The organism is Pseudomonas sp. PS01298, assembly GCF_029959745.1.
Lineage (GTDB): Bacteria > Pseudomonadota > Gammaproteobacteria > Pseudomonadales > Pseudomonadaceae > Aquipseudomonas > Aquipseudomonas aylmerensis.
This window is the reverse complement of sequence record NZ_JASCPP010000061.1, coordinates 18,569-39,738: the sequence shown is the minus strand read 5'-3', so window position 1 is coordinate 39,738 and position 21,170 is coordinate 18,569. Positions and strand designations below refer to the sequence as shown.

Here is a 21,170-nt window from a genome sequence, read left to right as displayed (position 1 = left end):
GCAGTAGATCAGTCAGCTTATGCATCGACTGACACACTGCCTTCGCGAGCAAGCCCGCTCCCACACTGGTTTCCAGGGTGCTCTGTAGAACCGGTTACAAACCCAGCAACGACAGCATGATAAACGTCGCAAACAGCACAAAGTGGGTCATCCCTTCGATAGCGTTGGTTTCGCCATCGTTGAGGTTGATCGCGCTGACGATCAGCGTGATAAACACCATCACCGTCTGCACCGGCGTCATTGCCATCTGGAACGGCTGGCCGGTGTAGAGCGCCATGGCCTCCATCACGGGCACCGTCAGGATCACCGTCGACAAGGATGCACCCAACGCGATGTTGACCACCGATTGCATGCGGTTGGCCAGGGCGGCGCGCAAGGCCGTCAGGATTTCCGGTGCCGCTGAAATCGCCGCAACCACAATCGCAGTGATGACCGGCGGTGCTCCCGTACCTTCCAGGCCCAGGTCGAGCGTCTTGGACATCACTTCGGCCAGTGCGCCAATCACAATCACGCCAAACACCAGGGTGCCGATGGAGAACGCCAGGTTCACCGGCGGCGCCTGATCCTCTTCCGGCAGTTTCTTGCGACGCTTTTCCGGGTAGCTGTAGCTGAAGAAATAACTGTGCGGCCCTACCTGCATTCTCAGGAACAGGGTGTAGAGCACCACCATCGCACCGATGGTGAAGGCCGAGTAGATTTTCCAGTCGGCCTCGGGGATAAATTCCGGCACCACCATCGACACGCCCATGGCGGTGAGGATCATCACGCTGTAGGTACGTGCCGAATCATCGTTGTAGGACTGTTCGCCATGCTTGATGCCGCCCATCAACGCCGCCAGGCCGAGGATGCCGTTGATATCGAGCATCACTGCCGAATAGATGGTGTCGCGTACCAGGGTCGGCGACGGCTCATTACTCATCATGATCGCCAGGATCACCACTTCCACGAGTACGGCGGCGAGGGTCAGGATCATCGTGCCGTAGGGGTCGCCGACCTTTTCCGCCAACTGCTCGGCATGGTGCGCCACGCGCATCGAGGCCACCACGATAAACGCGATCAGCACCACGCCGGCCAGCAGCGCGACCATCTGCCCGCTGTGCAGCATCCAGTGCTCCAACGGGTAGGCGGCGATGGCGGCAATCAGCGCCAGCAACATGAATTTTTCTTGCTTGAGGGATGTGAGCATTCCGGGCCTTTTAGGACGGCAAATCAGTCATTGATGGGGTACAGACTGCGTCACGTCGCTAACGTTTCGTTACACCTTAGTTCACGCGGCCCTTGCACGAGCCCACCAAAACTCTTCTGCCGGTCAGGTTTTGCCGATTATTTCAGTCATCACCTGTAGAATGCCGCCATTGCACCTGATGAGAATTATAGAAATGTACGATTGGCTCAACGCCCTGCCCAAGGCTGAATTGCACCTGCACCTGGAAGGCTCGCTGGAGCCTGAGCTGCTGTTCGCCCTGGCCGAGCGCAACAAGATCGCGCTGCCGTGGAACGACGTTGAAACCCTGCGCAAGGCCTACGCCTTCAACAACCTGCAAGAGTTTCTCGACCTGTACTACAAGGGCGCCGACGTGCTGCGCACCTCCCAGGATTTCTATGACCTGACCTGGGCCTACCTGCTGCGCTGCAAAGAACAGAACGTGATCCACACCGAACCGTTCTTCGACCCGCAGACCCATACCGACCGTGGCATCCCGTTCGAAGTGGTGCTCAACGGTATCGCGGCGGCCCTCAAAGATGGCGAGCAGCAACTGGGGATCACCAGCGGCTTGATCCTCAGCTTCCTGCGCCACCTGAGCGAAGCCGAGGCCGAGAAAACCCTCGACCAGGCGCTGCCGTTCCGTGACGCGTTCGTGGCCGTGGGCCTGGACAGTTCGGAAATGGGCCACCCGCCGAGCAAGTTCCAGCGCGTGTTCGACCGTGCTCGCCACGAAGGCTTCCTCACTGTCGCCCACGCGGGCGAAGAAGGCCCGCCCGAGTACATCTGGGAAGCCATCGACCTGCTGAAAATCCAGCGTATCGACCATGGCGTGCGCGCCATCGAAGACGAACGCTTGATGCAGCGCATCATCGACGAGCAGATCCCGCTGACCGTATGCCCGCTGTCCAACACCAAACTGTGCGTGTTCGACGACATGGCGCAGCACAACATCCTCGACATGCTCGAGCGTGGCGTGAAGGTGACGGTGAACTCGGATGATCCGGCGTACTTCGGCGGCTATGTCACCGAGAACTTCCACGCGCTGTACACCTCGCTGGGCATGACCCAGGACCAGGCCAAACGCCTGGCGCAGAACAGCCTGGACGCGCGACTGGTAAAACCCTGACGGCGCCGGACGCGGGCTTGCTGGCGAAGGCGGCAGATCAGTCAGACACCGACTGATTGACACGCCGCCTTTGCGAGCAAGCCCGCTCCAACGGCGACCTCTTCACCTCAAGCCTGCTCCGGCGCGGCGAGCCGAGTGATTTCCGCCAGCCCCGTATCGCTGACCAGCAAGGCGCGGGACTCGTTGACCGCGCGAATCCAGCCCGACTGCACAAACAGTTGTAGCAACCCTGCACCCAACGCCCCTCCCAGGTGCGGTTGGTGCTGGCTCCAGTCAAAACAATCGCACACCAGCGGTGACGCCAGCGCCGGCGTGAAAATACCCAGCCTCGCCAAGCGCTGCGCGCCCTTGAACGTGACGTCGGTGCGCTGCTCAGCGCGCTCGATCCACCCTGCATCGATCATCCGTTGATACAACCCCGCCGCCAGCTCGCCGCCCAGGTGGCCGTGGCATAACCGTGCGTGGCGCAGCGACGCAGGCGCCATCAATGCCGGCGGCGACGACTCGGGGGCAGAACGCACGGCACTGGCCATGGTCGTCGTGGCCAGGGCATCGATGGCGCTGCTGACGTCCGCTGCCGCCATGCGAAACAGCCGCTGGCCGCGTCGAGCTTCGACCCGCAGCAGGCCGCTGCCGGTCAGCCGTGCCAGGTGTGCAGTGGCGGACGCCGGTGACAGCTCGGCGAGGGAGGCCAGTTCGGCGCAAGACTTGGCCGAGCCGTCCATCAATGCCCATAGCATGGCGGTACGCTTGGGCTCGGCGAGCAAGCTGGCGATCTGACTGATGCAAGGTGCCTGTTCCATCTATCCACTCCCTGTTGAATCATTTATCTGCTGCGGTTGGTGCCGAAGTATAGGTGCGCAAACCCGCGGTTCCGCGACGTCCGACAGCACGGATAGGGACAGGCTCTGAGTGAAATTTCCTGCTTTGATGGAGGCTACTGCGAAGCGCGCGGGCGCTCTGGCCTTTGCGCGGTCAATGTCGCACAGCGAGCCACAAGCATTTCCCGCAGCAGGTTGATGGGTTTACTCAACTGCGCACGGTGCGCGCACAGCAGATTCAGTGGCGTTCGCTCGCCGCGCAGCTCCGGCAGGATCAATCGCAAGCGCCCGGCCAGCACATCGGTGCTCACATCCAGCCATGACTTGTAGGCAATGCCCACGCCAGCCACCGCCCAGCGTCGCACCACGTCGGCGTCGTCGCTGAAGCGATCACCCGAGACCGTCAGGCTGACTTCGCGCTTGCCGTCGTGGAAACTCCAATGGTCGTGGACCCGGCTGCCGAGCATGTACAACAGGCAGTTGTGCTGGGCCAATTGTTCCAGGTGCCGGGGCTCTCCGTGGCGTGCGAGGTAGCTGGGCGCGGCACACAGCACTCGGACATTCTCGGGAGCCACGGGCAGCGCAATCAGGCTTGAGTCTTCCGGCTCGCCATAACGCAGGGCGATATCCACCGGCTGGCGGAACAGGTCGGCGATTCGATCACCCAACAATAAACGTACGGTGAGTTGCGGGTGTTCACGCTGGAACTCATCCAGCCACGGCAGCAGCTGGTTGCGGCCGAAATCCGACGGCGCCGACAGTTGCAGCACGCCGCTGACATGGTCCTGGCCGCTGGCCAACAGGCGCCGCCCCTCATCCAGCGCGCCCAACGCGGCGCGCGCGTATTCGAGGAAACCCTCGCCTTCGGCAGTCAGGCGCAGGCTGCGCGTGGACCGGGCCAGCAGGCGCGTGCCCAGTTGCTCTTCAATCCGCTTGAGTGCCGCGCTGGCCACGGCGGGCGACAGGTCCATGACCCGCGCTGCAGCCGAAAGGCTACCCAGGTCGGCTGCGCGAACAAACAACTGCAAATCGTCAAAACGCAGCATGCATCCCATCCATTATCAAAATTTCGTTGAAACAGACTGCTGTTTTAGCCGCTTTTATCTTCACGGGAAATAGCCAATCATCTGTGCATCCCGTTCATCACGTGTCTGGAGTTGCCATGTCCACTGCCTTTAACGTCATTGCCACGCTGATCGCCAAGCCCGGCCAACAGGCCACCCTGGAAACCCTGCTGCGCGGCCTGCTGGAACCCACCCGCCTGGAAGCCGGTTGCGAGCAATACGACCTGCACCAGGACCTGCAACACCCCGAGACCTTCTACATGCTCGAACGCTGGGCCGATGACGCCGCGCTGGCCGACCACGACCAGAGCGCGCACATCCAGAGTTTTCGCGCCAAGGCCGCCGATGTGATCGAACACTTCGAACTCAAGCGCCTGAAATTTCTCGCCTGATCACTGCCCTTTTTCCGGAGCCATCATGAAAGCCATTGCCTACTACGCATCCCTGCCGATCAACGATCCCAGCGCCCTGCAAGACATCGAACTGCCAGCACCGGTCGCCGGTCCACGCGACCTGCTGGTGGAAGTCAAAGCCATCTCGGTCAACCCGGTGGACACCAAGGTCCGCCAGAACGTCGCCCCGGAAAACGGCGACGCCAAGGTGCTGGGCTGGGATGTGGCCGGTGTGGTCAAGGCCGTCGGCAGCGAAGTGACACTGTTCAAGGCCGGCGACAAGGTGTTCTACGCCGGCTCCCTGGTGCGCCCAGGTGGCAACAGCGAGTTGCACACTGTGGACGAGCGCATCGTCGGCCATATGCCCAAGAGCCTGGGTTTTGCCGAGGCCGCCGCGCTGCCCCTGACCGCCATCACCGCCTGGGAACTGCTGTTCGAACGCCTGCAGGTACGTGAGAGTAAAGAGGACGAGGGCCAGAGCCTGCTGATCGTCGGCGCGGCCGGTGGCGTGGGTTCGATCCTGACCCAGTTGGCCAGCCAACTGACAGCACTGAAAGTCATCGGCACCGCCTCGCGCCCGGAAACCCAGGCCTGGGCCAAGGACCTCGGCGCCGACCTGGTGATCGACCACAGCCAACCGCTGAGCGAAGCGCTGAAAGCCGCCGGCCACCCGCAAGTGACCCACGTTGCCAGCCTGACCCAGACCGACCATCACCTCGAACAACTGGTGGAAGCCCTGCAACCCCAGGGCAAGCTGGCACTGATTGACGATCCCAAGGCGCTGGACGTGAGCACACTCAAGCGCAAGAGCCTGTCGCTGCACTGGGAGTTCATGTACACGCGCTCGATGTTCGAGACCCCGGACATGATCGAGCAGCACAACCTGCTCAACCGCGTGGCCGAGCTGATCGACGCCGGTACCTTGAAAACCACGGTGGGCGAGCACTTCGGCGTGATCAACGCCGAGAACCTGCGCCGCGCCCATGCGCTGCTGGAAAGCGGCAAGGCCAAGGGCAAGATCGTGCTGGAAGGCTTCTAAAAACGGTCTGTCGGCGTCGTCCCTTATTCCTGTAGGTAAGGGACGACGCCGCTAGTCAGAGAGTTGATCTTTGTCATATTTGTGAGCGTATTCGGGTTTATATTGGCCGCCTTTGCCACGATTCTTTTACGTGAGGAAGTCAGCAATGAAAATCCTGATAAAAGCGTTAGCAAAATCCCCAGGCAATAAATGGCAAGTTCGTCTCGACGGCGACGCGTTTACATTTCGCAGTGAAGCCGAGGCCCGAGCCTTTGCCGACACCCTGCAAGCCCGTATCCAGGCGCCCCACCGCTTCCCGCTCAGCCAGCAACGTTCCGCCGCTGGCTGACCCGCATTTCAGGCCTGCGCCTGCACGGTCCTCGCCCGTTGCAGGCGCTGGGTCGACATCGCAATCGTCACCGCCAATACACCGCACAAGCTGATGACCATGGCCATCGGCATCGCCGTGCCGTCATGCAACACGCCGACCAGCGACGCGGCGCCCGCCGCCACGCCAAACTGGATGCAGCCGAGCAACGCCGAAGCACTGCCCGCCCGGGCACCCTGCCCGGCCATGGCGCAGGCCGAGGTGTTGGGCAAAATGCAGCCCAGGCTCGCGATGCAGATAAACAGCGGCACCAGCAGCGGCCACAGCGCGTCGGTGCGCAAGGCTGCGATACCCAGCAGCGTCAACGCGGCCAGCATGTAAAGCCAGACCGTGCGCGACAGCAAAAACGCCGGGCCGCGCTTGGCGAGCAGGCGTGCGTTCACCTGGGCCATCAGGATAAAGCCGACGGCGTTGGAACCGAAGACCCAGCCGTAATGCTCGGCGGGCACGCCATACAGCTTGATAAACACGAAAGGCGAACCGGCGATGTAGGCAAACATCCCGGCAATCGAGATGCCGCCGGTCAGCGCATAGCCGAGGTAGACCCGGTCTGACAGCAGCGAACCGTAGCGACGCAGCGATCCAGACAAAGGCTGGCGTGGTTGATGGGCCGGGAACGTCTCGGGCAAACCCACGGCCACGGCGACGGCGGCCATTACGCTGAAGATCGACAGCGCCAGGAAAATCGACTGCCAGCCCCACAAGCCCACCATCAGCCCACCCGCCAGCGGCGCGAGGATCGGCGCCAGGCCGGTGACCAGCATCAGTTGGGAAAACACTTTGGCCGAGCCCACCGCATCATATTTGTCGCTGACCACCGCGCGGGAAATCACCATGCCGGCGCAACCGCCGAGGGCCTGCACGAAGCGCGCGCCGATCAGCCATTCCAATGACGGCGCAAAGGCGCAGGCGAAGGAGGCCAGGGTAAACAGGGTCACGCCGCTGAGCAGCGGGCCGCGCCGACCAAAGCGGTCCGCCAGCGGACCGTAGATCAATTGGCCGATGGCCAGACCGCCGAAATACACCGCCAGGGTCAGCTGGATGTGTTTTTCGTCGGTCGCGAACGCGGTGGCCATGGCTGGAAAGCCCGGCAGATAGAAATCGATCGCCAGCGGCGCGAAGGCGCTCAAGGCACCCAGAATCAGGATTATACGGAGGTTCATCAGGCACCCAAGTGTGTCGGCAGCCCGACAGTCTAGCCGCGCTTGGGTGCATTTAACACGATAGCTCGCTAACTATTTGAGCGGATCAGGCGAGCTTGGCGCTGTAGCCTTCTTCGCTGATCAGGCTGATCACCTGCTCGGCAGACAGACGGCTTTCTACCCCCACTTCCTTCGCCGCCAGGTCGACCTTCACGCTCGCGGCCGGGTCCTCGTTCTGCACCGCCTGGGTGACGGCCCGAACGCAGTGGCCGCAGGTCATTCCTTCAACGCTGAATACTTGCATGACATGACTCCTTTGATGAGGTTGAACCCAGTCTCGACCTTGCCACGATGGCAAGGTCAAGTTCCAGGATGATCTGCCGGGCTGGTATTCGGCGGCGACGTCGGCCAAGCTTCACTCATCTTTGATTCAATCCACGGAGCATTCGCCATGCGCTGGTCATTTTTTGGCCTTGTCGGCCTGATGAGCTTGTCTGCCGTTGCGCCCACGGCCAGTGCCGCAGAAGACTATGCGGTGCTGATCATTTCCCGCGAACGCCTGGAAGTGCCGACCAATTGCGAAATCGGCCTATATATCCAGGACCAGCTGGCAGGCCGGCTGTTCCAGGAGCAATCCACCTCGTTCAACTTGCCCGCCGGCAACGTGTCGCTACGCCTGAAGCTGTTGCCGGGCCAGTCCCCGGGCTGCCTGCCGGGCATGCTCGCGCCACCGGCGCAGAACATCACGCTGAAGGTCGGCGACGTACGCAAATTGCGCATCGCGCAGGGCCCGGACGGTATGTACCTCAAGCCTGCCGCACTGGAATATTAAAGGCGCTTGACCTTCCCCACAGGTCAAGGTTGATCCTAGGGGCAACTTCTCCTGGAGGACTGCCCCATGAATGGATCCACCACCTTTGACCTGCCCATCGGCGGCATGACCTGCGCCAGCTGCGCCGGGCGTGTCGAACGCGCGCTGGGCAAAGTGCCGGGGGTGCAAAGCGTCAGCGTCAACCTGGCCAACGAACGCGCGCATGTTGAAGTGCTCGGCCAGATGGACCCGAACGTGTTGATTGCCGCCGTCGACAAGGCCGGCTACAGCGCCAGCCTGCCCCAGAGCGAAGCCGCCACCGAGGTCGACCAGGCCCAGCGCCTGCACCGCGAGCGCTGGGCATTGCTGCTGGCGATCCTGCTGGCGCTGCCGTTGGTGCTGCCGATGCTGGTGGAGCCTTTCGGCCTGCACTGGATGCTGCCGGCCTGGGTGCAGTTCGCGCTGGCGACGCCGGTGCAGTTCATCTTCGGTGCGCGCTTTTATATCGCCGCCTGGAAAGCCGTGCGCGCCGGTGCCGGCAATATGGACTTGCTGGTGGCCATCGGCACCAGCGCCGGCTACGGCCTGAGCATTTATGAGTGGCTCACCGCACCGGCCGGCAGCATGCCCCATTTGTACTTCGAGGCCTCGGCCGTGGTGATTGCCCTGGTGTTGCTCGGCAAATACCTGGAAAGCCGCGCCAAACGCCAGACCGCCAGCGCCATCCGCGCCCTCGAAGCGCTGCGCCCGGAACGCGCGATTCGGGTGGTCGATGGCCGCGAGGAAGACGTCGCGATCAACGCGTTGAAGCGCGGCGACCTGGTGCTGGTCAAGCCCGGCGAACGCTTCCCGGTGGACGGTGAAGTGGTCGACGGCCAAAGCCACGCCGACGAAGCGCTGATCAGTGGCGAGAGCCTGCCAGTGCCAAAGCAGCCGGGCGACTCGGTCACCGGCGGCGCCATCAACGGTGAAGGCCGCCTGCTGGTGCGCACCCTCGCCTTGGGTGCGGAAAGCGTATTGGCACGCATCATCCGCCTGGTGGAAGACGCCCAGGCCGCCAAGGCTCCGATCCAGAAGCTGGTGGATAAAGTCAGCCAAGTGTTCGTGCCGGCGGTGCTGGTGCTGGCGTTGATCACGCTGGTGGGCTGGTGGCTGTACGGCGCCTCCCTGGAGACAGCAATCATCAACGCGGTCGCGGTGCTGGTGATCGCCTGTCCGTGCGCCCTGGGCCTGGCCACACCGACGGCGATCATGGCCGGCACCGGCGTCGCCGCGCGCTACGGCATCCTGATCAAGGACGCCGAAGCCCTGGAGCGTGCGCACGCCGTGAGCGCCGTGGTGTTCGACAAGACCGGCACCCTCACCTCCGGCACGCCAAGGATTGCGCACTTGGCGGCGGTGGATGGCGACGAAGCATCATTGCTGCAGCACGCCGGTGCCTTGCAGCGCGGCAGTGAACATCCGCTGGCCAAGGCGGTGCTGGATGCCTGCCGCGAACGAGGGCTGGATGTCGCCGATGTGAGCGCCAGCCAAGCCCTGACCGGGCGCGGCATTGCCGGCACCCTGGCGGGCCGGCAGCTGGCGCTGGGTAACCGTCGGCTGCTGGAAGAAAGCGGTTTGAACGCCGGTGAACTGTCCGGCTCCGCCACCGCCTGGGAAGCCGAAGGCCGGACCTTGTCCTGGCTGATCGAGCAAGGCCCGCAACCGCGTGTGCTCGGGCTGTTTGCCTTTGGCGATACCCTCAAGCCGGGGGCGCTTGCGGCCGTGCAGCAACTCAAGGCGCAGCAGATCAGCAGTCATCTGCTCACCGGTGACAATCGCGGCAGCGCCCGCGTGGTTGCGCAGGCGCTGGGCATCGAGGATGTGCACGCTGAAGTGCTGCCCGCCGAAAAAGCCGCCACCGTCGCCGAGTTGAAAAAAACCGGCGTGGTGGCGATGGTCGGCGACGGCATCAACGATGCCCCGGCCCTCGCGGCTGCCGACATTGGCATCGCCATGGGCGGCGGCACCGATGTGGCGATGCATGCGGCGGGTATCACCTTGATGCGCGGCGACCCGCGCCTGGTGCCTGCCGCCCTGGAGATCAGCCGCAAGACCTACGCAAAGATCCGCCAGAACCTGTTCTGGGCCTTTGTGTACAACTTGATCGGCATTCCGCTGGCGGCGTTCGGCCTGCTCAACCCGGTGCTCGCGGGCGCGGCCATGGCCTTGTCCAGCGTCAGCGTGGTCAGCAATGCCTTACTGTTGAAAACCTGGAAACCCAAGGACCTGGAGGATCAACGCCCATGAACATCGGCCAAGCCGCCCGCCAGAGCGGGCTGAGCGCCAAGATGATTCGCTACTACGAATCCATCGGTCTATTGAAAGCCGCCCACCGCACCGACAGCGGCTACCGCGTCTACAGCGGCGACGATTTGCACACACTGGCGTTTATCAAACGCTCACGGGACCTGGGGTTTTCCCTGGAGGAAGTTGGCAAGTTGCTGGCCCTGTGGCAAGACCGCCAACGCGCGAGCGCGGACGTGAAAGCCCTGGCGCGCCAGCACATCGATGAGCTCAATCAGAAAATTCTGGAGTTGGGGCAACTGCGCGACACGCTGCAGGACCTGGTAGAACATTGCCAGGGCGATCATCGGCCGGATTGTCCGATTCTCAAGGAGTTGGCTTCGGGCAGTTGCTGCGCCTGACTGAGCTTTACTCGCCCCAGACAGAACAAAATGTGGGCGCCAGCGTGTGCGGGAGTCGGGCTGCCCGCAGGCACCTCGGTATGTCAGTCACACCGAGGTGATGCGATCGCCGGCAAGCCAGCGCCTGCACCAGCCTGCTCCCACAGTTTTGCGGGATCACTGCAGCCAAGGCGGCGGCGGTGGCTCGTCAGGTACTTTGCTCGGTGGCGCATCGTCCGCCGCGCGAATCGCCTGGCGACGCTCTTCATCCAGGCGCGCCGCTTCGATCTCGCGGATCACTCCGCCGACATCCGCCAGCTCTTCCGGTTCGTCGAACTCGCCGGTCAACACGCTGGCCGGGTGCAAGGTGCCGGCTTCGTACAGCGCCCACATCTCCTTGGCGTACTTGGTCTTCTTCAGCTCCGGGGCAAAACGGCCGAAGTAGGACGCCATGTTGCCCACGTCACGCTCCAGCATGCTGAACGCGTGGTTGTTGCCCGCCGCATCCACCGCCTGAGGCAGGTCGATGATCACCGGCCCGGTTGGCGTGAGCAGTACGTTGAACTCGGACAGGTCACCGTGCACCAGGCCGGTACACAGCATCAGCACGATCTGGGAGATCAGGAAGGCGTGGTATTCGCGCGCCTGATCCGGCTCCAGCACCACGTCGTTCAGACGCGGAGCGGCATCGCCGTACTCGTCGGCTACCAGCTCCATCAACAGCACGCCTTCAAGGAAGTCGTACGGCTGGGGCACGCGAACGCCCGCACCGGCCAGGCGGAACAACGCCGCCACTTCAGCGTTCTGCCAGGCATCTTCGGTTTCTTTCTTGCCGAACTTGGAGCCCTTGGCCATGGCCCGGGCCTGCCGGCTGTTACGGACCTTACGGCCTTCCTGGTATTCGGACGCCTGACGAAAACTTCGTTTGTTCGCCTCCTTGTAAACCTTGGCGCAACGCAATTCGTTGCCGCAGCGCACCACATAAACAGCTGCTTCTTTACCACTCATGAGTGGGCGCAGCACTTCGTCGACCAGACCGTCTTCGATCAGGGGTTCAATGCGTTTAGGAGTCTTCATCAGCTTTTATTGTGGGTCCTTTATTACCAAATACGCGTATGGCACTCGTTATACGGCAATCGGCTCGCCGGTGGGAGAGGCTACCGACCTCTGACCCGTCAAGAATGCATCCAATATGCCAATTTTTATCGCAATCAGCGTTCGATGATCGCCGTGACCCCTTGCCCGCCCGCCGCACAGATCGAAATCAGCCCCCTGCCCTTGCCCGCCGCGTCGAGCAACTTGGCCAGATTGGCGACAATGCGCCCGCCCGTGGCGGCAAACGGGTGGCCGGCTGCCAGGGAGCTGCCCTTGACGTTCAGGCGGCTGCGGTCGATGGCGCCCAACGGTGCATCCAGCCCGAGGCGGGTCTTGCAGTAGTCCGCGTCCTCCCAGGCCTTGAGCGTGCACAACACTTGGGCAGCGAAGGCTTCGTGGATCTCGTAGTAATCGAAGTCCTGCAGCGTCAGGCCATTCCTCGCCAGCAGGCGCGGTACCGCGTAGACCGGCGCCATCAACAAGCCTTCGGCGCCGTTGACGAAATCCACCGCAGCCGCCTCGCCATCGCGCAAATACGCGAGGATCGGCAAGCCGCGCTCCTGGGCCCATGCCTCACTGCCCAGCAGCACCAGGGACGCACCGTCGGTGAGCGGCGTGGAGTTGCCAGCGGTGAGCGTGCCCTTTTCGCTGCGCTCGAAGGCAGGCTTGAGGGCGGCGAGTTTTTCCAGGGTCAGGTCGGGGCGCAGGTTGTTGTCGCGGGTCAGGCCGAGAAACGGCGTCAGCAAGTCGTTGTGCCAGCCTTCGGCGTAGGCGGCGGCCATTTTCTGGTGACTTTCCAGCGCCAGTTGGTCTTGCTCGGCGCGTGGGATCTGCCATGCCTGCGCCATCAACTCGCAATGCTGGCCCATGGACAAACCGGTGCGCGGTTCGCCATTGCGCGGCAGTTCGGGCTTGAGGTGATGAGGACGAAGTTGTAACAGGAGTTTTAATTTGTCCGCCATGGACTTGCTGCGATTGGCCTGCAGCAGGAGCTTGCGCAGCCCTTCATTCACGCCGATCGGAGCGTCGGACGTGGTGTCGACCCCGCCGGCAATCCCGCATTCGATCTGGCCCAGGGCGATCTTGTTGGCCACCAGCAATGCGGACTCAAGGCCGGTGCCACAGGCCTGTTGAATGTCGTAGGCCGGGGTTTGCGGCGACAGGCGCGAGCCGAGCACGCATTCGCGGGTGAGGTTGAAGTCGCGCGAATGCTTGAGCACCGCACCGGCAGCCACTTCGCCCATGCGCAGGCCGTGCAGGTTGTAGCGCTCGATCAAGCCCTCAAGGGCCGCAGTCAGCATCGCCTGGTTGCTCGCCGTGGCATACGGGCCATTGGAACGGGCGAAAGGAATGCGGTTACCGCCAATGATCGCTACACGGCGCAATTGAGTCATGAAAAGCTCCCTCGGTCTGTTATGGGCTGGCTGCTGTGGGCTGGATAACAGAGCCTAGTCGAACGACTGCTACCCTGGGATGGTCAACCCTTTGAACCCCAGTCTTCGGAGAGCGTTCCATGTCTGACCGTTATATCGACTTCGCCAACTCAAGCCTCGGCCATCGCCTGGTCGCTGCCATTGGCCTGCCGTCACCGGTACGCCTCGAACGCTGGCAAGCCGGGCGCCTGCGCCCGGTAGAAGGGGCATTGTTGCTCGGTGGCGGCGCGCTGGCGGCCAAGGTGCTGCCGTTTGCCAATAAGCTCACTGACGCGATCTACAGCTACGGCACCGACGCCTCGACCGCGCCGGCGTGGATTCCCGGCCACGGGCCCAAACTCAAGGCGGTGGTGTTCGACGCCAGCGACTTGCAGCACACCGACCAGCTCAAGCAACTGCGTGAGTTTTTCCAGCCGCTGCTGAAAAATCTGGATAACAGTGCGCACCTGGTGATCCTCGGTCGCGCGCCGGAAAGCCTCGGCGATCCGTTTGCCGCCAGCGCCCAGCGCGCCCTCGAAGGCTTCAGCCGTTCACTGGCCAAAGAGTTGCGCAACGGTGGCGTGCTGCAATTGCTCTACGTTGGCGAGGGCGCCGAAGACCAGCTGGAAGGCGCGCTGCGGTTTTTCCTGTCGCCCAAGAGCGCCTACATTTCCGGCCAGGTTATCCGCCTGCAGGCCTGTGCCACGCCGGTCGAGGACTGGACGCGCCCACTCGCCGGGCGCAAGGCGCTGGTCACCGGTGCCGCCCGTGGCATTGGTGCGTCCATCGCCGAAACCCTGGCCCGCGACGGGGCCGAGGTGATCCTGCTGGACGTGCCCCAGGCCAAGACCGATCTCGAAGCCCTGGCCGCGCGCCTGGGTGCACGTTCCGTGCTGCTGGATATCTGCGCCGAAGACGCCGCCAGCCAGTTGATCGAACACCTGCCCGACGGCCTCGACATCCTGGTGCACAACGCCGGGATCACCCGCGACAAGACCCTGGCCAACATGACCCCGGAATACTGGGACGCGGTGCTGGCGGTCAACCTGAATGCCCCGCAAGTGCTGACCAAGGCGCTGCTCGACAGCGGCACCCTGCGTGACAACGCGCGCGTGGTGCTGCTCGCGTCCATCAGTGGGATCGCCGGCAATCGCGGGCAAACCAATTATGCCGCGAGCAAGGCCGGGTTGATCGGCCTGGCCCAGGCGTGGGCGCCGCTGCTCAAAGAACGGGGGATCAGTATCAACGCCGTGGCCCCAGGCTTTATTGAGACCCAGATGACCGCGCATATTCCGTTCGCCCTGCGTGAGGCCGGGCGCCGCATGAGTTCGCTCGGCCAGGGCGGCTTGCCACAAGACGTCGCCGAAGCCGTCGCCTGGCTTGGCCAGCCGGGCTCCGGAGCGGTCAGCGGGCAAGCGCTGCGGGTGTGTGGGCAAAGTCTATTGGGAGCGTGAGCATGCAATGGCAGACAGTGGGCAGTCCCCCGTTTCTCGCGCCGCTGTACTGGCGCGCCGCGCTCAAGCGCAAGATCACCGGCACTGCGTTGCCCGAGCAGGGCTTGCGCTGCCGGGTCAGTGTCAATCCCAAAGCGGTCGCGGCGTATCGCAAGGTCTGCGGGTTTGCCGACAGCGCAGTGCTGCCGGCGACTTATCCGCACATCCTCGCGTTCGGCTTGCAGATGCAGTTGCTCACGGCCAAATCGTTTCCGTTTCCGCTGCTGGGGTTGATTCACCTGAGCAATCGCATCCGTATTCATCGTCCGCTCGGCGGTATCAGCGACCTGTTCATTGGTGTGCATGCGCAAAACCTCAAGCCGCATGCGAAGGGCGCAACGTTTGATCTGGTGACCACCGTCGAGGATTCCCTCGGCCTGCTGTGGGAGGCCGAGAGTCGCATGCTCTGTCGCGGCGTGAAACTGGAAGGCGCAGCGAGCGACGAGGCGCAATCGACCCCCACCCAGGTCAGCGAAGTGAGCCGCTGGAAAGCCCCGGCCGATATCGGCCGCCGGTATGCGCGGGTGTCCGGCGACTACAACCCGATCCATCTCAGCGCGCTCACGGCCAAGCTGTTCGGCTTCCCCCAGGCCATCGCCCACGGACTGTGGAACAAGGCGCACACCCTGGCGGCCTTGGGTGAACACCTGCCGGCCGCGAACATCGAGATAAACGTCGAGTTCAAGAAGCCGGTGCGCCTGCCCAGTGAGGTCACCTTATTGGCCAGTGCGCCCGGTTCCAGCGGGGAGTTAGTGTTGAAAGGCGCGGGTGACATTGAACACATGGTGGGCAAATGGCAGCCGATCGCCTGAACAACCACTGATTAATTGTATATATACATCCTGGGTTATAGCGGACTTTCTCAAGTCCGCTTTTTTATTCAACTCTTTGATTTTTAATACATATATATCTTGATACATCCATCCCTTATACCCTTGGTATTAGTCGCTTAACCGGTACATCCGCGCCGTATATAAATCGTTAATACCAAGTAGAGCATTGTGAGAAAGAGCGCCCGGGCTTGTTATAGCCACACGGACAAACGCATCGCTATCCCTAGAAATAGCGAGCGTTTGAGACAACCAAGGTTGTACAGGTGCAAGGAACTCAATCATGAAAGCTCAAGTAGTGTTTTGGAAAGCAAGTACCGCGCTGGCCCTGGCAGTAGCAATGACGCTCGGCGGCTGCAGCAGCGGTGGTGGTGGGCATCACAGTGGCGGCTCCGCTTCCTCACCGGACGCATCCACTGGCGGTGGCGGTACCGGCGGCGGGGGTACTGGTGGTGGCGGCACAGGAGGTGGCGGTACCGGCACCACCAGCACCCTGGTCACGGCTAACGTGGCCGATACCCTCGGCGATACCGTAACCGGCCTCGGCGGCACTGTCAGCAGCCTCGGTACCACACTCGGCAGCCTGCCGATCGTGGGGGCTACCGCAGGTGGCCTGCTGACCTCTGTCGGCACCGCTGTCGGCAGCATCGGCACGGGCGTTTCGGATGGCCTGGGCACACTGGGTACCGACAGCAATGCACTGGGCAAAACCGTGGCCGGCGTGGCCAACGGAGTCGCTGATCTCGGCACCGGTGTCTCCACGACCGGTCAAAATGTGGCGACACTGCTGGGGCAAGTGCCCGTGGTCAGCGGTGCCGCCCCCGTAGTCGGCAATGTAGTGGGCAAGGTCGGCAACGCCGTGACCATGCTCGGCGACACACTCAGCACGGCGAGCACCACCGGCCCACTGGGCTCGGTCACCAACACCGTCGGCGCGAAAGTACTGGTGCCCGTGGTGTCCCTGGTGGAAAAAACCACCGGCAAAGTCGGCACCACCACAGGCCTGGATACGCCTGTCGGCGGCCTGCTGCAAAAAGTCGGCGATACCGTTGACGGCCTGGGCGATAAAGTCGCCGATGCCGGCGGCACCGGCAACCCTGTCACTGGCGCTGTGGGCAATGTGCTCAATGGCGTGGGCACCGTGGTCGGTAAAGCCAGCGGCTATGTCGACCCGGCTGACGACAGCAGTGGCGGCAGTGGCGGCGGCTCGGGTGGTGGCAGTGGCGGTGGCACCGGGCAACTGGGCCTGGCGGAACTCATCGGTGGTGTGATCGCAGGCGCCGGCAGCGGCCTGGATGCAGGCAGCAGCAATGGCGTGGTCAGCGCGACCGGCGTCACTGGCGTCAAAACGGGCGGTACCGTGGCATCGCTGGGTACCCTGCTGGGTGGCAGCGGCACACCGAACACCGCGGCAGGCGCACCGGTTGCTGCCCTCACCAATCAGGTCGGCGGCGCCCTGAACCCTATCACCAGCGGCGTTACCAGCCTGACCCAAACCGTCGGCAACGCCACCGGCCTGGGGGCTCCCGTCAACGGCCTGGTGACCAATGTCGGCGGCGCCGTCAGCAGCCTGGGCGGCAAAATCAGCGGCACTAACGCCAACCCGGTCACCAACGCCTTGGGCGGTACCGTGAGCGCAGTAGGCGGCACCGTGGCCTCGATCGGCGGCCTGGTGACCGGCGGCACCAACACCGGCGGTGGTTTGCTCGGCGGTGGCCTGAACCTGGGAGCCGGCGCATCCGCCTCCGCAGGTGCAGGTGCCAGTGCAAATGGGGGTCTGCTGGGCGGCCTGATCGGTGGCCTTACCGGCAAAAAATAGAATTGCACCTGGCCGATTAGACGGCCTCACCTACAGCGCCTACGCTTGGTTGAGACGAGAGACCCCAATAAGTCTCTCGTCTTTTTTTATGGGTCAATGATCGATCCCTGAAAACACCCGAACCGCGCCCCCAGAGCCCGGCGGGACCCTGCAATACGCTGCTGCAGTTTTGACCATGGAGTGTCCTATGCGCGCTTTGACGCCGTTGTTATTGCTCACCCTCAGTGCTTACGCCCACGCCGATACCCTACCCAGCTTCCTCAATAGCAACGACACCATTCGCAACCTGCCCGTGCCCAACCTGCCCGCCGATGCGTATCGACCGGCGACCCCGCAGACCCAGTTGCCCACCCCCGCTGCCACCGCCGCGCAACCCCTGCTGATGGACACCAAGGTGACCATTCGCAAGCTGCAGATCGACGGCGGCACGGTCTACCCGCTGAAGGAAGTCGCCCAGGCCTTCGAACCCCTGATCGGCCATGAAACCAACCTGGCGCAATTGATCGAAGCCACCCGCAGCATCACCCGCCGCTACCAGGAAGACGGCTACTTGCTGTCCTACGCCTTCCTGCCGGAACAACGCTTTGAAGGCGGCCTGGTGCACGTAGTGCTGGTCGAAGGATATATCCGCGATTACGACCTGCAAGGCGACATCGGCTCGGTGTCGGCCTACGTCGACAAACTCGCGGAAAAACTCAAGGCCGAACGCCCGCTCACCCGCAAGACCTTCGAGCGCTACACCACGCTGATGAGCGCCATCCCCGGGGTGACCCTGCAGGCGCAGGTGCCGCCGCCCGGCACCACCGATGGCGGCACCCATATGCAAATCACCGCCAGCCGCAAACCGTTCACCACCAGCATGAGCCTGAACGAGGCCAGCCGTGGCGGCACGCAAGCGCTGCTGACGGCCACCAGTAATTCGTGGACATCCATGGGGGAACAACTGAGCCTCAGCGGGCTGTTCCCACCGGGCGACGACAAAGAGCATTACTACCGTGCGGCCTACAGCCAGTTCATCAATGCCGAGGGCACGCAGTTGGTGTTGTCGGGCGAGCGCTACCGCGCCGACCCACGCACCAGCCTGCAATTGGGCGACGGCTTCGAACTCAAGCCGCACCAGGAAATCGACCGCTACTCCATCGGCTTCAGCCACCCCGTGATCGCCTCCCCCAACGAGTCCCTGAGCCTCGGCGCCCGCTACTACGCGGTCGACCAGACCACCCGCTACAAACTCGAAGGTTTCCCCCAGCGCCTGGAGCTGCAAACCGACCTGCGCGCCTTGGCGTTCGAGGGTGATTGGCGCAAGGCCGATACCACGCAACTGCGCATCCTCAGCGCTGGCCTGTACCAAGGCATCAACGGCATGGGCGCCAAGACCCGCAGTGACTTCGGCGGCCTCAAGCCGGATCTCGATTTCTTCCGCCTGCGCCTGTCCGGCGTGCAGAGCAACAAGCTCTTCGATAACTGGCAAGGCGTGCTGTCCGGCGCGCTCTACTGGAGTGATGACACCCTGCCCGACAGCGAGCGCGCCACCTTCGGTGGACAGAACTTCGCCCGTGGCTACCCCGATGACCAGGGCTCGGGCGACAAGGGGTGGGGCGTGGCGTATGAGGTCAACTACAGCTACAACCGCGCCGGCGAATGGGTGCGCATCCTGCAGCCTTATGTGGTGTTCGACCGCGCCAAGACCTGGTTCAACGACCTGCCGATCAAGGGCAACAACATGTCATCGGCCGCCGTCGGCCTGCGCTTCGGTGACGCCAAGTACTACAACATCTCCCTGGAAGCGGCCAAGCCGATGTCGGAAGTGGCGTTCGACAACTTTGATCGGCGTCCGCGCTACACGTTGAGCTTCAGTTACCAACTCTGAACCTCGCACTGCGCCCACCTACCGGGTGGGCGCAACCAGCCGCGCGGGCGATCTCACGGACGCCAGCGCCGGCAAAACGGCCGCTACTCGGTAGATTTCTTTGCGAGAGGGAACAAGTTGTTCAAGGTATCGATCAACCGCACCAGGTAGATCGGCTTGCGGAACAGGTCGAGCACTTGCAAACGCAGCATATCGCTGACGTCGTCCATCTCGGCATGGCCCGACATGACAATCACCGGCAGGTGCGAGCGTGAGGTGTGTTCGCGCAGACGCTTGATCAAGGAAATGCCACTTTCCTCGGGCATGCGCAGGTCAGTGATGACCAGGGCAATGTCAGGGTGGAGTGTCAATTCTTGCAAGGCGAAGGTGACAGAGTTGGCGGTAAAACAGACAAATCCCTCGTTACCGAGGGACTCGGCAAGTTCGATCAAGGCGTCTTCTTCATCGTCCACCAATAAGATTTGTTGGCGACCCGAAGAAGATGCGCTCATGACCGTACCTGCCCGTGGATGAAGGGGGTGACTTTACACTTTAACTCAGGTCACCGTGGTCATCTTGTTGGCAATACCGTTGAACACCGAGGCGATCTTGGTGCCCAGCCCCGAGCCTGCACCGACAATAACAATCGCCACCAGCGCCACGATAATGGCGTATTCAATACCTGACGCGCCCTCTTTGCGTTTGAAGAATAGTTGTGTCTGAACATAGAACTTCAACATCAGGTCAAGGAACATAAGACTTCTCCCTAAGAACGCCACTGAAAGCCGAAGGGCTCTAGATCCAGATAATCACGGCGTGCCACTAGAGCATTGTCAACAAACCCCAGGCTCACAACTGTAATAACGCATTAATTAGAAAGTATTAGTCACAACGTTGGCGCCATAAACCCGCAGTTCAAAAGGCAACGCCTTGGCGTGCAGATAAATTTTCTGTCAGGTAATGGCATTTCGTCCTAGCTGAGCTACCTTCAAATAGCCAAATCGTTAGTTGTTCATCACAGCCAGGTTGCGAATTAACTCGATTGGATTAACGAGTGTGTAATGCAACGGGAAAGGGAGAGCCGTCATGAACAGTCGTATCAGCATGGTCCTGGCCGGCTTGTTGCTGATCGGGGCATTGATTGCAGGGTACTGGGGGCTGGTACTGAGTCGCTCGCCGGAGCCCGTCACGGCACCCACCGCACCTGTCGTTTCCGTGGAAAAAACCGTCGCTGCCGTCGAAGACCAGAACCGCACCCCCGTCGTGGTACTGGTGCACGACGTCCCTGCTTTCGTACCACTGACCGCTGCTGACCTGGCCGTGGAAAAACTGCGCACCGTACCCGCCGGCAGCCTGACGCAACTGGACCAGGCGATCGGACGCAAACCGCTGCGCATGCTGGCTGCGGGCACCTGGCTCAACGAAGAGAGCTTCAACGCCGGCGGCCCGCTGGCCCGCATGATTCGCCCAGGTGAGCGGGCGCTGGCCGTCGCGGTGGATGAAGTCATCGGCGTCGCCGGCCAGTTGAGCCCAGGCGACTACGTGGACGTGCTGCTGTTCCTGCGCCAGGACAACAGCAATACCGAGCCGTCAGCCCAAATCGTCCTGCCGGCCATGCGCCTGCTCAGCGTCGGCGATCAAATGGGCCTGGCCAATGACGGCACGCCTGCGGTACCGCCACCGGCCACGCCTGAAGAGCGCGCCCAGGCCGCGCAACGCCGTGCCGGTGCCCGCACCGTAGTGCTGGCTGTACCGGAAGCCTTATTGAGTCGCCTGATGCTCGCGGCCCAGGCCGGCACCCTGCGCCTGGCCGTGCGCAGCGCCGACGAACAGCTGCTCAGTCGCTACTGGGCCGGCGAAAGCGACGCACCGGACAAACTGGAAAGTGCCAACCGCGACCTCTATCAATTCACCCAGCTGGCTCTGATTGGCCCGCCCAAGCGGGTAGCCACAGTCGCCGGCGAGACCGGCGCACGTCGTGGCATTGAAGTGATTCGCGGTGCCCAAGCAGCCCCACAAACCCCGTGATTGAGCAAG

General features: G+C 62.7%; 21 protein-coding genes. 12 read left to right on the top strand and 9 right to left on the bottom strand.

The genetic code is table 11. The features are described 5' to 3' along the window. Positions 1–94: 94 nt before the first annotated feature. Positions 95–1,186, bottom strand: coding sequence for a calcium:proton antiporter (locus QMX97_RS20215; protein ID WP_106805253.1), 1,092 nt, complete (start codon positions 1,184–1,186; stop codon positions 95–97). A 193-nt stretch (positions 1,187–1,379) separates the two neighbouring features. Here QMX97_RS20215 and QMX97_RS20210 point away from each other — a divergent pair, with 193 nt between their 5' ends. After that, positions 1,380–2,333: an adenosine deaminase gene (locus QMX97_RS20210; protein WP_012722045.1), complete on the top strand. Its 954-nt coding sequence runs from the start codon at positions 1,380–1,382 to the stop codon at positions 2,331–2,333. Positions 2,334–2,440: 107 nt separating this feature from the next. Here QMX97_RS20210 and QMX97_RS20205 read toward each other — a convergent pair whose 3' ends face one another. Together QMX97_RS20205 and QMX97_RS20200 are read right to left on the bottom strand one after the other, a co-directional pair. Then, positions 2,441–3,136, bottom strand: coding sequence for a helix-turn-helix domain-containing protein (locus QMX97_RS20205; protein WP_282397471.1), 696 nt, complete (start codon positions 3,134–3,136; stop codon positions 2,441–2,443). A gap of 134 nt (positions 3,137–3,270) precedes the next feature. Next, positions 3,271–4,200 (bottom strand): LysR family transcriptional regulator, encoded by a 930-nt coding sequence (locus QMX97_RS20200; protein WP_065900369.1) that lies wholly within the window; start codon positions 4,198–4,200, stop codon positions 3,271–3,273. A 116-nt stretch (positions 4,201–4,316) separates the two neighbouring features. Here QMX97_RS20200 and QMX97_RS20195 point away from each other — a divergent pair, with 116 nt between their 5' ends. The 3 genes from QMX97_RS20195 to QMX97_RS20185 all read left to right on the top strand — a co-directional run bounded on the left by QMX97_RS20195 (position 4,317) and on the right by QMX97_RS20185 (position 5,977). Then, positions 4,317–4,610 (top strand): putative quinol monooxygenase, encoded by a 294-nt coding sequence (locus tag QMX97_RS20195; RefSeq protein WP_065900367.1) that lies wholly within the window; start codon positions 4,317–4,319, stop codon positions 4,608–4,610. 25 nt (positions 4,611–4,635) lie between these two features. Beyond that, entirely contained in the window at positions 4,636–5,649 is a 1,014-nt protein-coding gene (locus tag QMX97_RS20190) for a zinc-binding alcohol dehydrogenase family protein (protein ID WP_065900365.1), read from the top strand. 145 nt (positions 5,650–5,794) lie between these two features. Next, positions 5,795–5,977 carry a hypothetical protein gene (locus QMX97_RS20185; RefSeq protein ID WP_027607955.1) on the top strand — a complete coding sequence of 61 codons (183 nt, stop codon included), beginning with the start codon at positions 5,795–5,797 and terminating at the stop codon, positions 5,975–5,977. Positions 5,978–5,985: 8 nt separating this feature from the next. Here QMX97_RS20185 and QMX97_RS20180 read toward each other — a convergent pair whose 3' ends face one another. Both QMX97_RS20180 and QMX97_RS20175 read right to left on the bottom strand, forming a co-directional pair. Next, a complete protein-coding gene (locus QMX97_RS20180) occupies positions 5,986–7,179 on the bottom strand; it encodes a multidrug effflux MFS transporter (protein WP_282397470.1) in 1,194 nt (397 codons plus the stop codon). 85 nt (positions 7,180–7,264) lie between these two features. Continuing rightward, a complete protein-coding gene (locus tag QMX97_RS20175; RefSeq protein ID WP_106805256.1) occupies positions 7,265–7,462 on the bottom strand; it encodes a cation transporter in 198 nt (65 codons plus the stop codon). A gap of 147 nt (positions 7,463–7,609) precedes the next feature. Here QMX97_RS20175 and QMX97_RS20170 point away from each other — a divergent pair, with 147 nt between their 5' ends. The 3 genes from QMX97_RS20170 (at position 7,610) to cueR (ending at position 10,656) form a co-directional block, all read left to right on the top strand. After that, positions 7,610–7,990 (top strand): hypothetical protein, encoded by a 381-nt coding sequence (locus QMX97_RS20170; RefSeq protein ID WP_106805257.1) that lies wholly within the window; start codon positions 7,610–7,612, stop codon positions 7,988–7,990. A gap of 66 nt (positions 7,991–8,056) precedes the next feature. Beyond that, complete coding sequence (locus QMX97_RS20165) at positions 8,057–10,258, top strand: heavy metal translocating P-type ATPase (RefSeq protein WP_282397469.1); 2,202 nt, start codon at positions 8,057–8,059, stop codon at positions 10,256–10,258. Continuing rightward, a complete protein-coding gene (cueR, locus tag QMX97_RS20160) occupies positions 10,255–10,656 on the top strand; it encodes a Cu(I)-responsive transcriptional regulator (protein WP_065900353.1) in 402 nt (133 codons plus the stop codon). The genes QMX97_RS20165 and cueR overlap by 4 nt, the downstream gene beginning before the upstream one ends. Positions 10,657–10,812: 156 nt before the next feature. Here the strand turns inward: cueR and QMX97_RS20155 are convergent, their stop codons facing one another. Both QMX97_RS20155 and QMX97_RS20150 read right to left on the bottom strand, forming a co-directional pair. Beyond that, a complete protein-coding gene (locus QMX97_RS20155) occupies positions 10,813–11,712 on the bottom strand; it encodes a PA4780 family RIO1-like protein kinase (protein ID WP_065900351.1) in 900 nt (299 codons plus the stop codon). A 134-nt stretch (positions 11,713–11,846) separates the two neighbouring features. Beyond that, a complete protein-coding gene (locus QMX97_RS20150) occupies positions 11,847–13,124 on the bottom strand; it encodes an acetyl-CoA C-acetyltransferase (protein WP_282397468.1) in 1,278 nt (425 codons plus the stop codon). Between the two features lie 119 nt (positions 13,125–13,243). Here QMX97_RS20150 and QMX97_RS20145 point away from each other — a divergent pair, with 119 nt between their 5' ends. The 4 genes from QMX97_RS20145 to QMX97_RS20130 all read left to right on the top strand — a co-directional run bounded on the left by QMX97_RS20145 (position 13,244) and on the right by QMX97_RS20130 (position 19,154). Further along, positions 13,244–14,596: a 3-oxoacyl-ACP reductase gene (locus QMX97_RS20145; protein WP_282397467.1), complete on the top strand. Its 1,353-nt coding sequence runs from the start codon at positions 13,244–13,246 to the stop codon at positions 14,594–14,596. 2 nt (positions 14,597–14,598) lie between these two features. After that, positions 14,599–15,447, top strand: coding sequence for a MaoC/PaaZ C-terminal domain-containing protein (locus QMX97_RS20140; RefSeq protein WP_282397466.1), 849 nt, complete (start codon positions 14,599–14,601; stop codon positions 15,445–15,447). A gap of 301 nt (positions 15,448–15,748) precedes the next feature. Beyond that, positions 15,749–17,284 carry a collagen-like triple helix repeat-containing protein gene (locus tag QMX97_RS20135; protein ID WP_282397465.1) on the top strand — a complete coding sequence of 512 codons (1,536 nt, stop codon included), beginning with the start codon at positions 15,749–15,751 and terminating at the stop codon, positions 17,282–17,284. Between the two features lie 187 nt (positions 17,285–17,471). Next, positions 17,472–19,154, top strand: coding sequence for a POTRA domain-containing protein (locus QMX97_RS20130; protein ID WP_120447550.1), 1,683 nt, complete (start codon positions 17,472–17,474; stop codon positions 19,152–19,154). Positions 19,155–19,237: 83 nt separating this feature from the next. Here the strand turns inward: QMX97_RS20130 and QMX97_RS20125 are convergent, their stop codons facing one another. Both QMX97_RS20125 and QMX97_RS20120 read right to left on the bottom strand, forming a co-directional pair. After that, positions 19,238–19,645, bottom strand: coding sequence for a response regulator (locus QMX97_RS20125; protein WP_065900341.1), 408 nt, complete (start codon positions 19,643–19,645; stop codon positions 19,238–19,240). A gap of 45 nt (positions 19,646–19,690) precedes the next feature. Beyond that, complete coding sequence (locus tag QMX97_RS20120) at positions 19,691–19,888, bottom strand: Flp family type IVb pilin (RefSeq protein ID WP_065900340.1); 198 nt, start codon at positions 19,886–19,888, stop codon at positions 19,691–19,693. Between the two features lie 331 nt (positions 19,889–20,219). On the opposite strand from QMX97_RS20120, the gene cpaB reads away from it, so the two are divergent. Further along, positions 20,220–21,161: a Flp pilus assembly protein CpaB gene (gene cpaB, locus QMX97_RS20115; protein WP_282397464.1), complete on the top strand. Its 942-nt coding sequence runs from the start codon at positions 20,220–20,222 to the stop codon at positions 21,159–21,161. The last annotated feature ends 9 nt before the right edge of the window (positions 21,162–21,170 follow it).

Bases quoted from the DNA above. Each gene is read 5' to 3' on its own strand.
- QMX97_RS20215 (WP_106805253.1), bottom strand. From the start codon at position 1,186: ATGCTCACATCCCTCAAGCAAGAAAAATTCATGTTGCTGGCGCTGATT.
- cueR (WP_065900353.1), top strand. From the start codon at position 10,255: ATGAACATCGGCCAAGCCGCCCGCCAGAGCGGGCTGAGCGCCAAGATG.
- QMX97_RS20200 (WP_065900369.1), bottom strand. From the start codon at position 4,200: ATGCTGCGTTTTGACGATTTGCAGTTGTTTGTTCGCGCAGCCGACCTG.
- QMX97_RS20150 (WP_282397468.1), bottom strand. From the start codon at position 13,124: ATGACTCAATTGCGCCGTGTAGCGATCATTGGCGGTAACCGCATTCCT.
- QMX97_RS20175 (WP_106805256.1), bottom strand. From the start codon at position 7,462: ATGCAAGTATTCAGCGTTGAAGGAATGACCTGCGGCCACTGCGTTCGG.
- QMX97_RS20165 (WP_282397469.1), top strand. From the start codon at position 8,057: ATGAATGGATCCACCACCTTTGACCTGCCCATCGGCGGCATGACCTGC.
- QMX97_RS20205 (WP_282397471.1), bottom strand. From the start codon at position 3,136: ATGGAACAGGCACCTTGCATCAGTCAGATCGCCAGCTTGCTCGCCGAG.
- QMX97_RS20170 (WP_106805257.1), top strand. From the start codon at position 7,610: ATGCGCTGGTCATTTTTTGGCCTTGTCGGCCTGATGAGCTTGTCTGCC.
- QMX97_RS20140 (WP_282397466.1), top strand. From the start codon at position 14,599: ATGCAATGGCAGACAGTGGGCAGTCCCCCGTTTCTCGCGCCGCTGTAC.
- QMX97_RS20210 (WP_012722045.1), top strand. From the start codon at position 1,380: ATGTACGATTGGCTCAACGCCCTGCCCAAGGCTGAATTGCACCTGCAC.
- QMX97_RS20195 (WP_065900367.1), top strand. From the start codon at position 4,317: ATGTCCACTGCCTTTAACGTCATTGCCACGCTGATCGCCAAGCCCGGC.
- QMX97_RS20190 (WP_065900365.1), top strand. From the start codon at position 4,636: ATGAAAGCCATTGCCTACTACGCATCCCTGCCGATCAACGATCCCAGC.
- QMX97_RS20185 (WP_027607955.1), top strand. From the start codon at position 5,795: ATGAAAATCCTGATAAAAGCGTTAGCAAAATCCCCAGGCAATAAATGG.
- QMX97_RS20145 (WP_282397467.1), top strand. From the start codon at position 13,244: ATGTCTGACCGTTATATCGACTTCGCCAACTCAAGCCTCGGCCATCGC.
- QMX97_RS20125 (WP_065900341.1), bottom strand. From the start codon at position 19,645: ATGAGCGCATCTTCTTCGGGTCGCCAACAAATCTTATTGGTGGACGAT.
- QMX97_RS20180 (WP_282397470.1), bottom strand. From the start codon at position 7,179: ATGAACCTCCGTATAATCCTGATTCTGGGTGCCTTGAGCGCCTTCGCG.
- QMX97_RS20120 (WP_065900340.1), bottom strand. From the start codon at position 19,888: ATGTTCCTTGACCTGATGTTGAAGTTCTATGTTCAGACACAACTATTC.
- QMX97_RS20130 (WP_120447550.1), top strand. From the start codon at position 17,472: ATGCGCGCTTTGACGCCGTTGTTATTGCTCACCCTCAGTGCTTACGCC.
- QMX97_RS20135 (WP_282397465.1), top strand. From the start codon at position 15,749: ATGAAAGCTCAAGTAGTGTTTTGGAAAGCAAGTACCGCGCTGGCCCTG.
- cpaB (WP_282397464.1), top strand. From the start codon at position 20,220: ATGAACAGTCGTATCAGCATGGTCCTGGCCGGCTTGTTGCTGATCGGG.
- QMX97_RS20155 (WP_065900351.1), bottom strand. From the start codon at position 11,712: ATGAAGACTCCTAAACGCATTGAACCCCTGATCGAAGACGGTCTGGTC.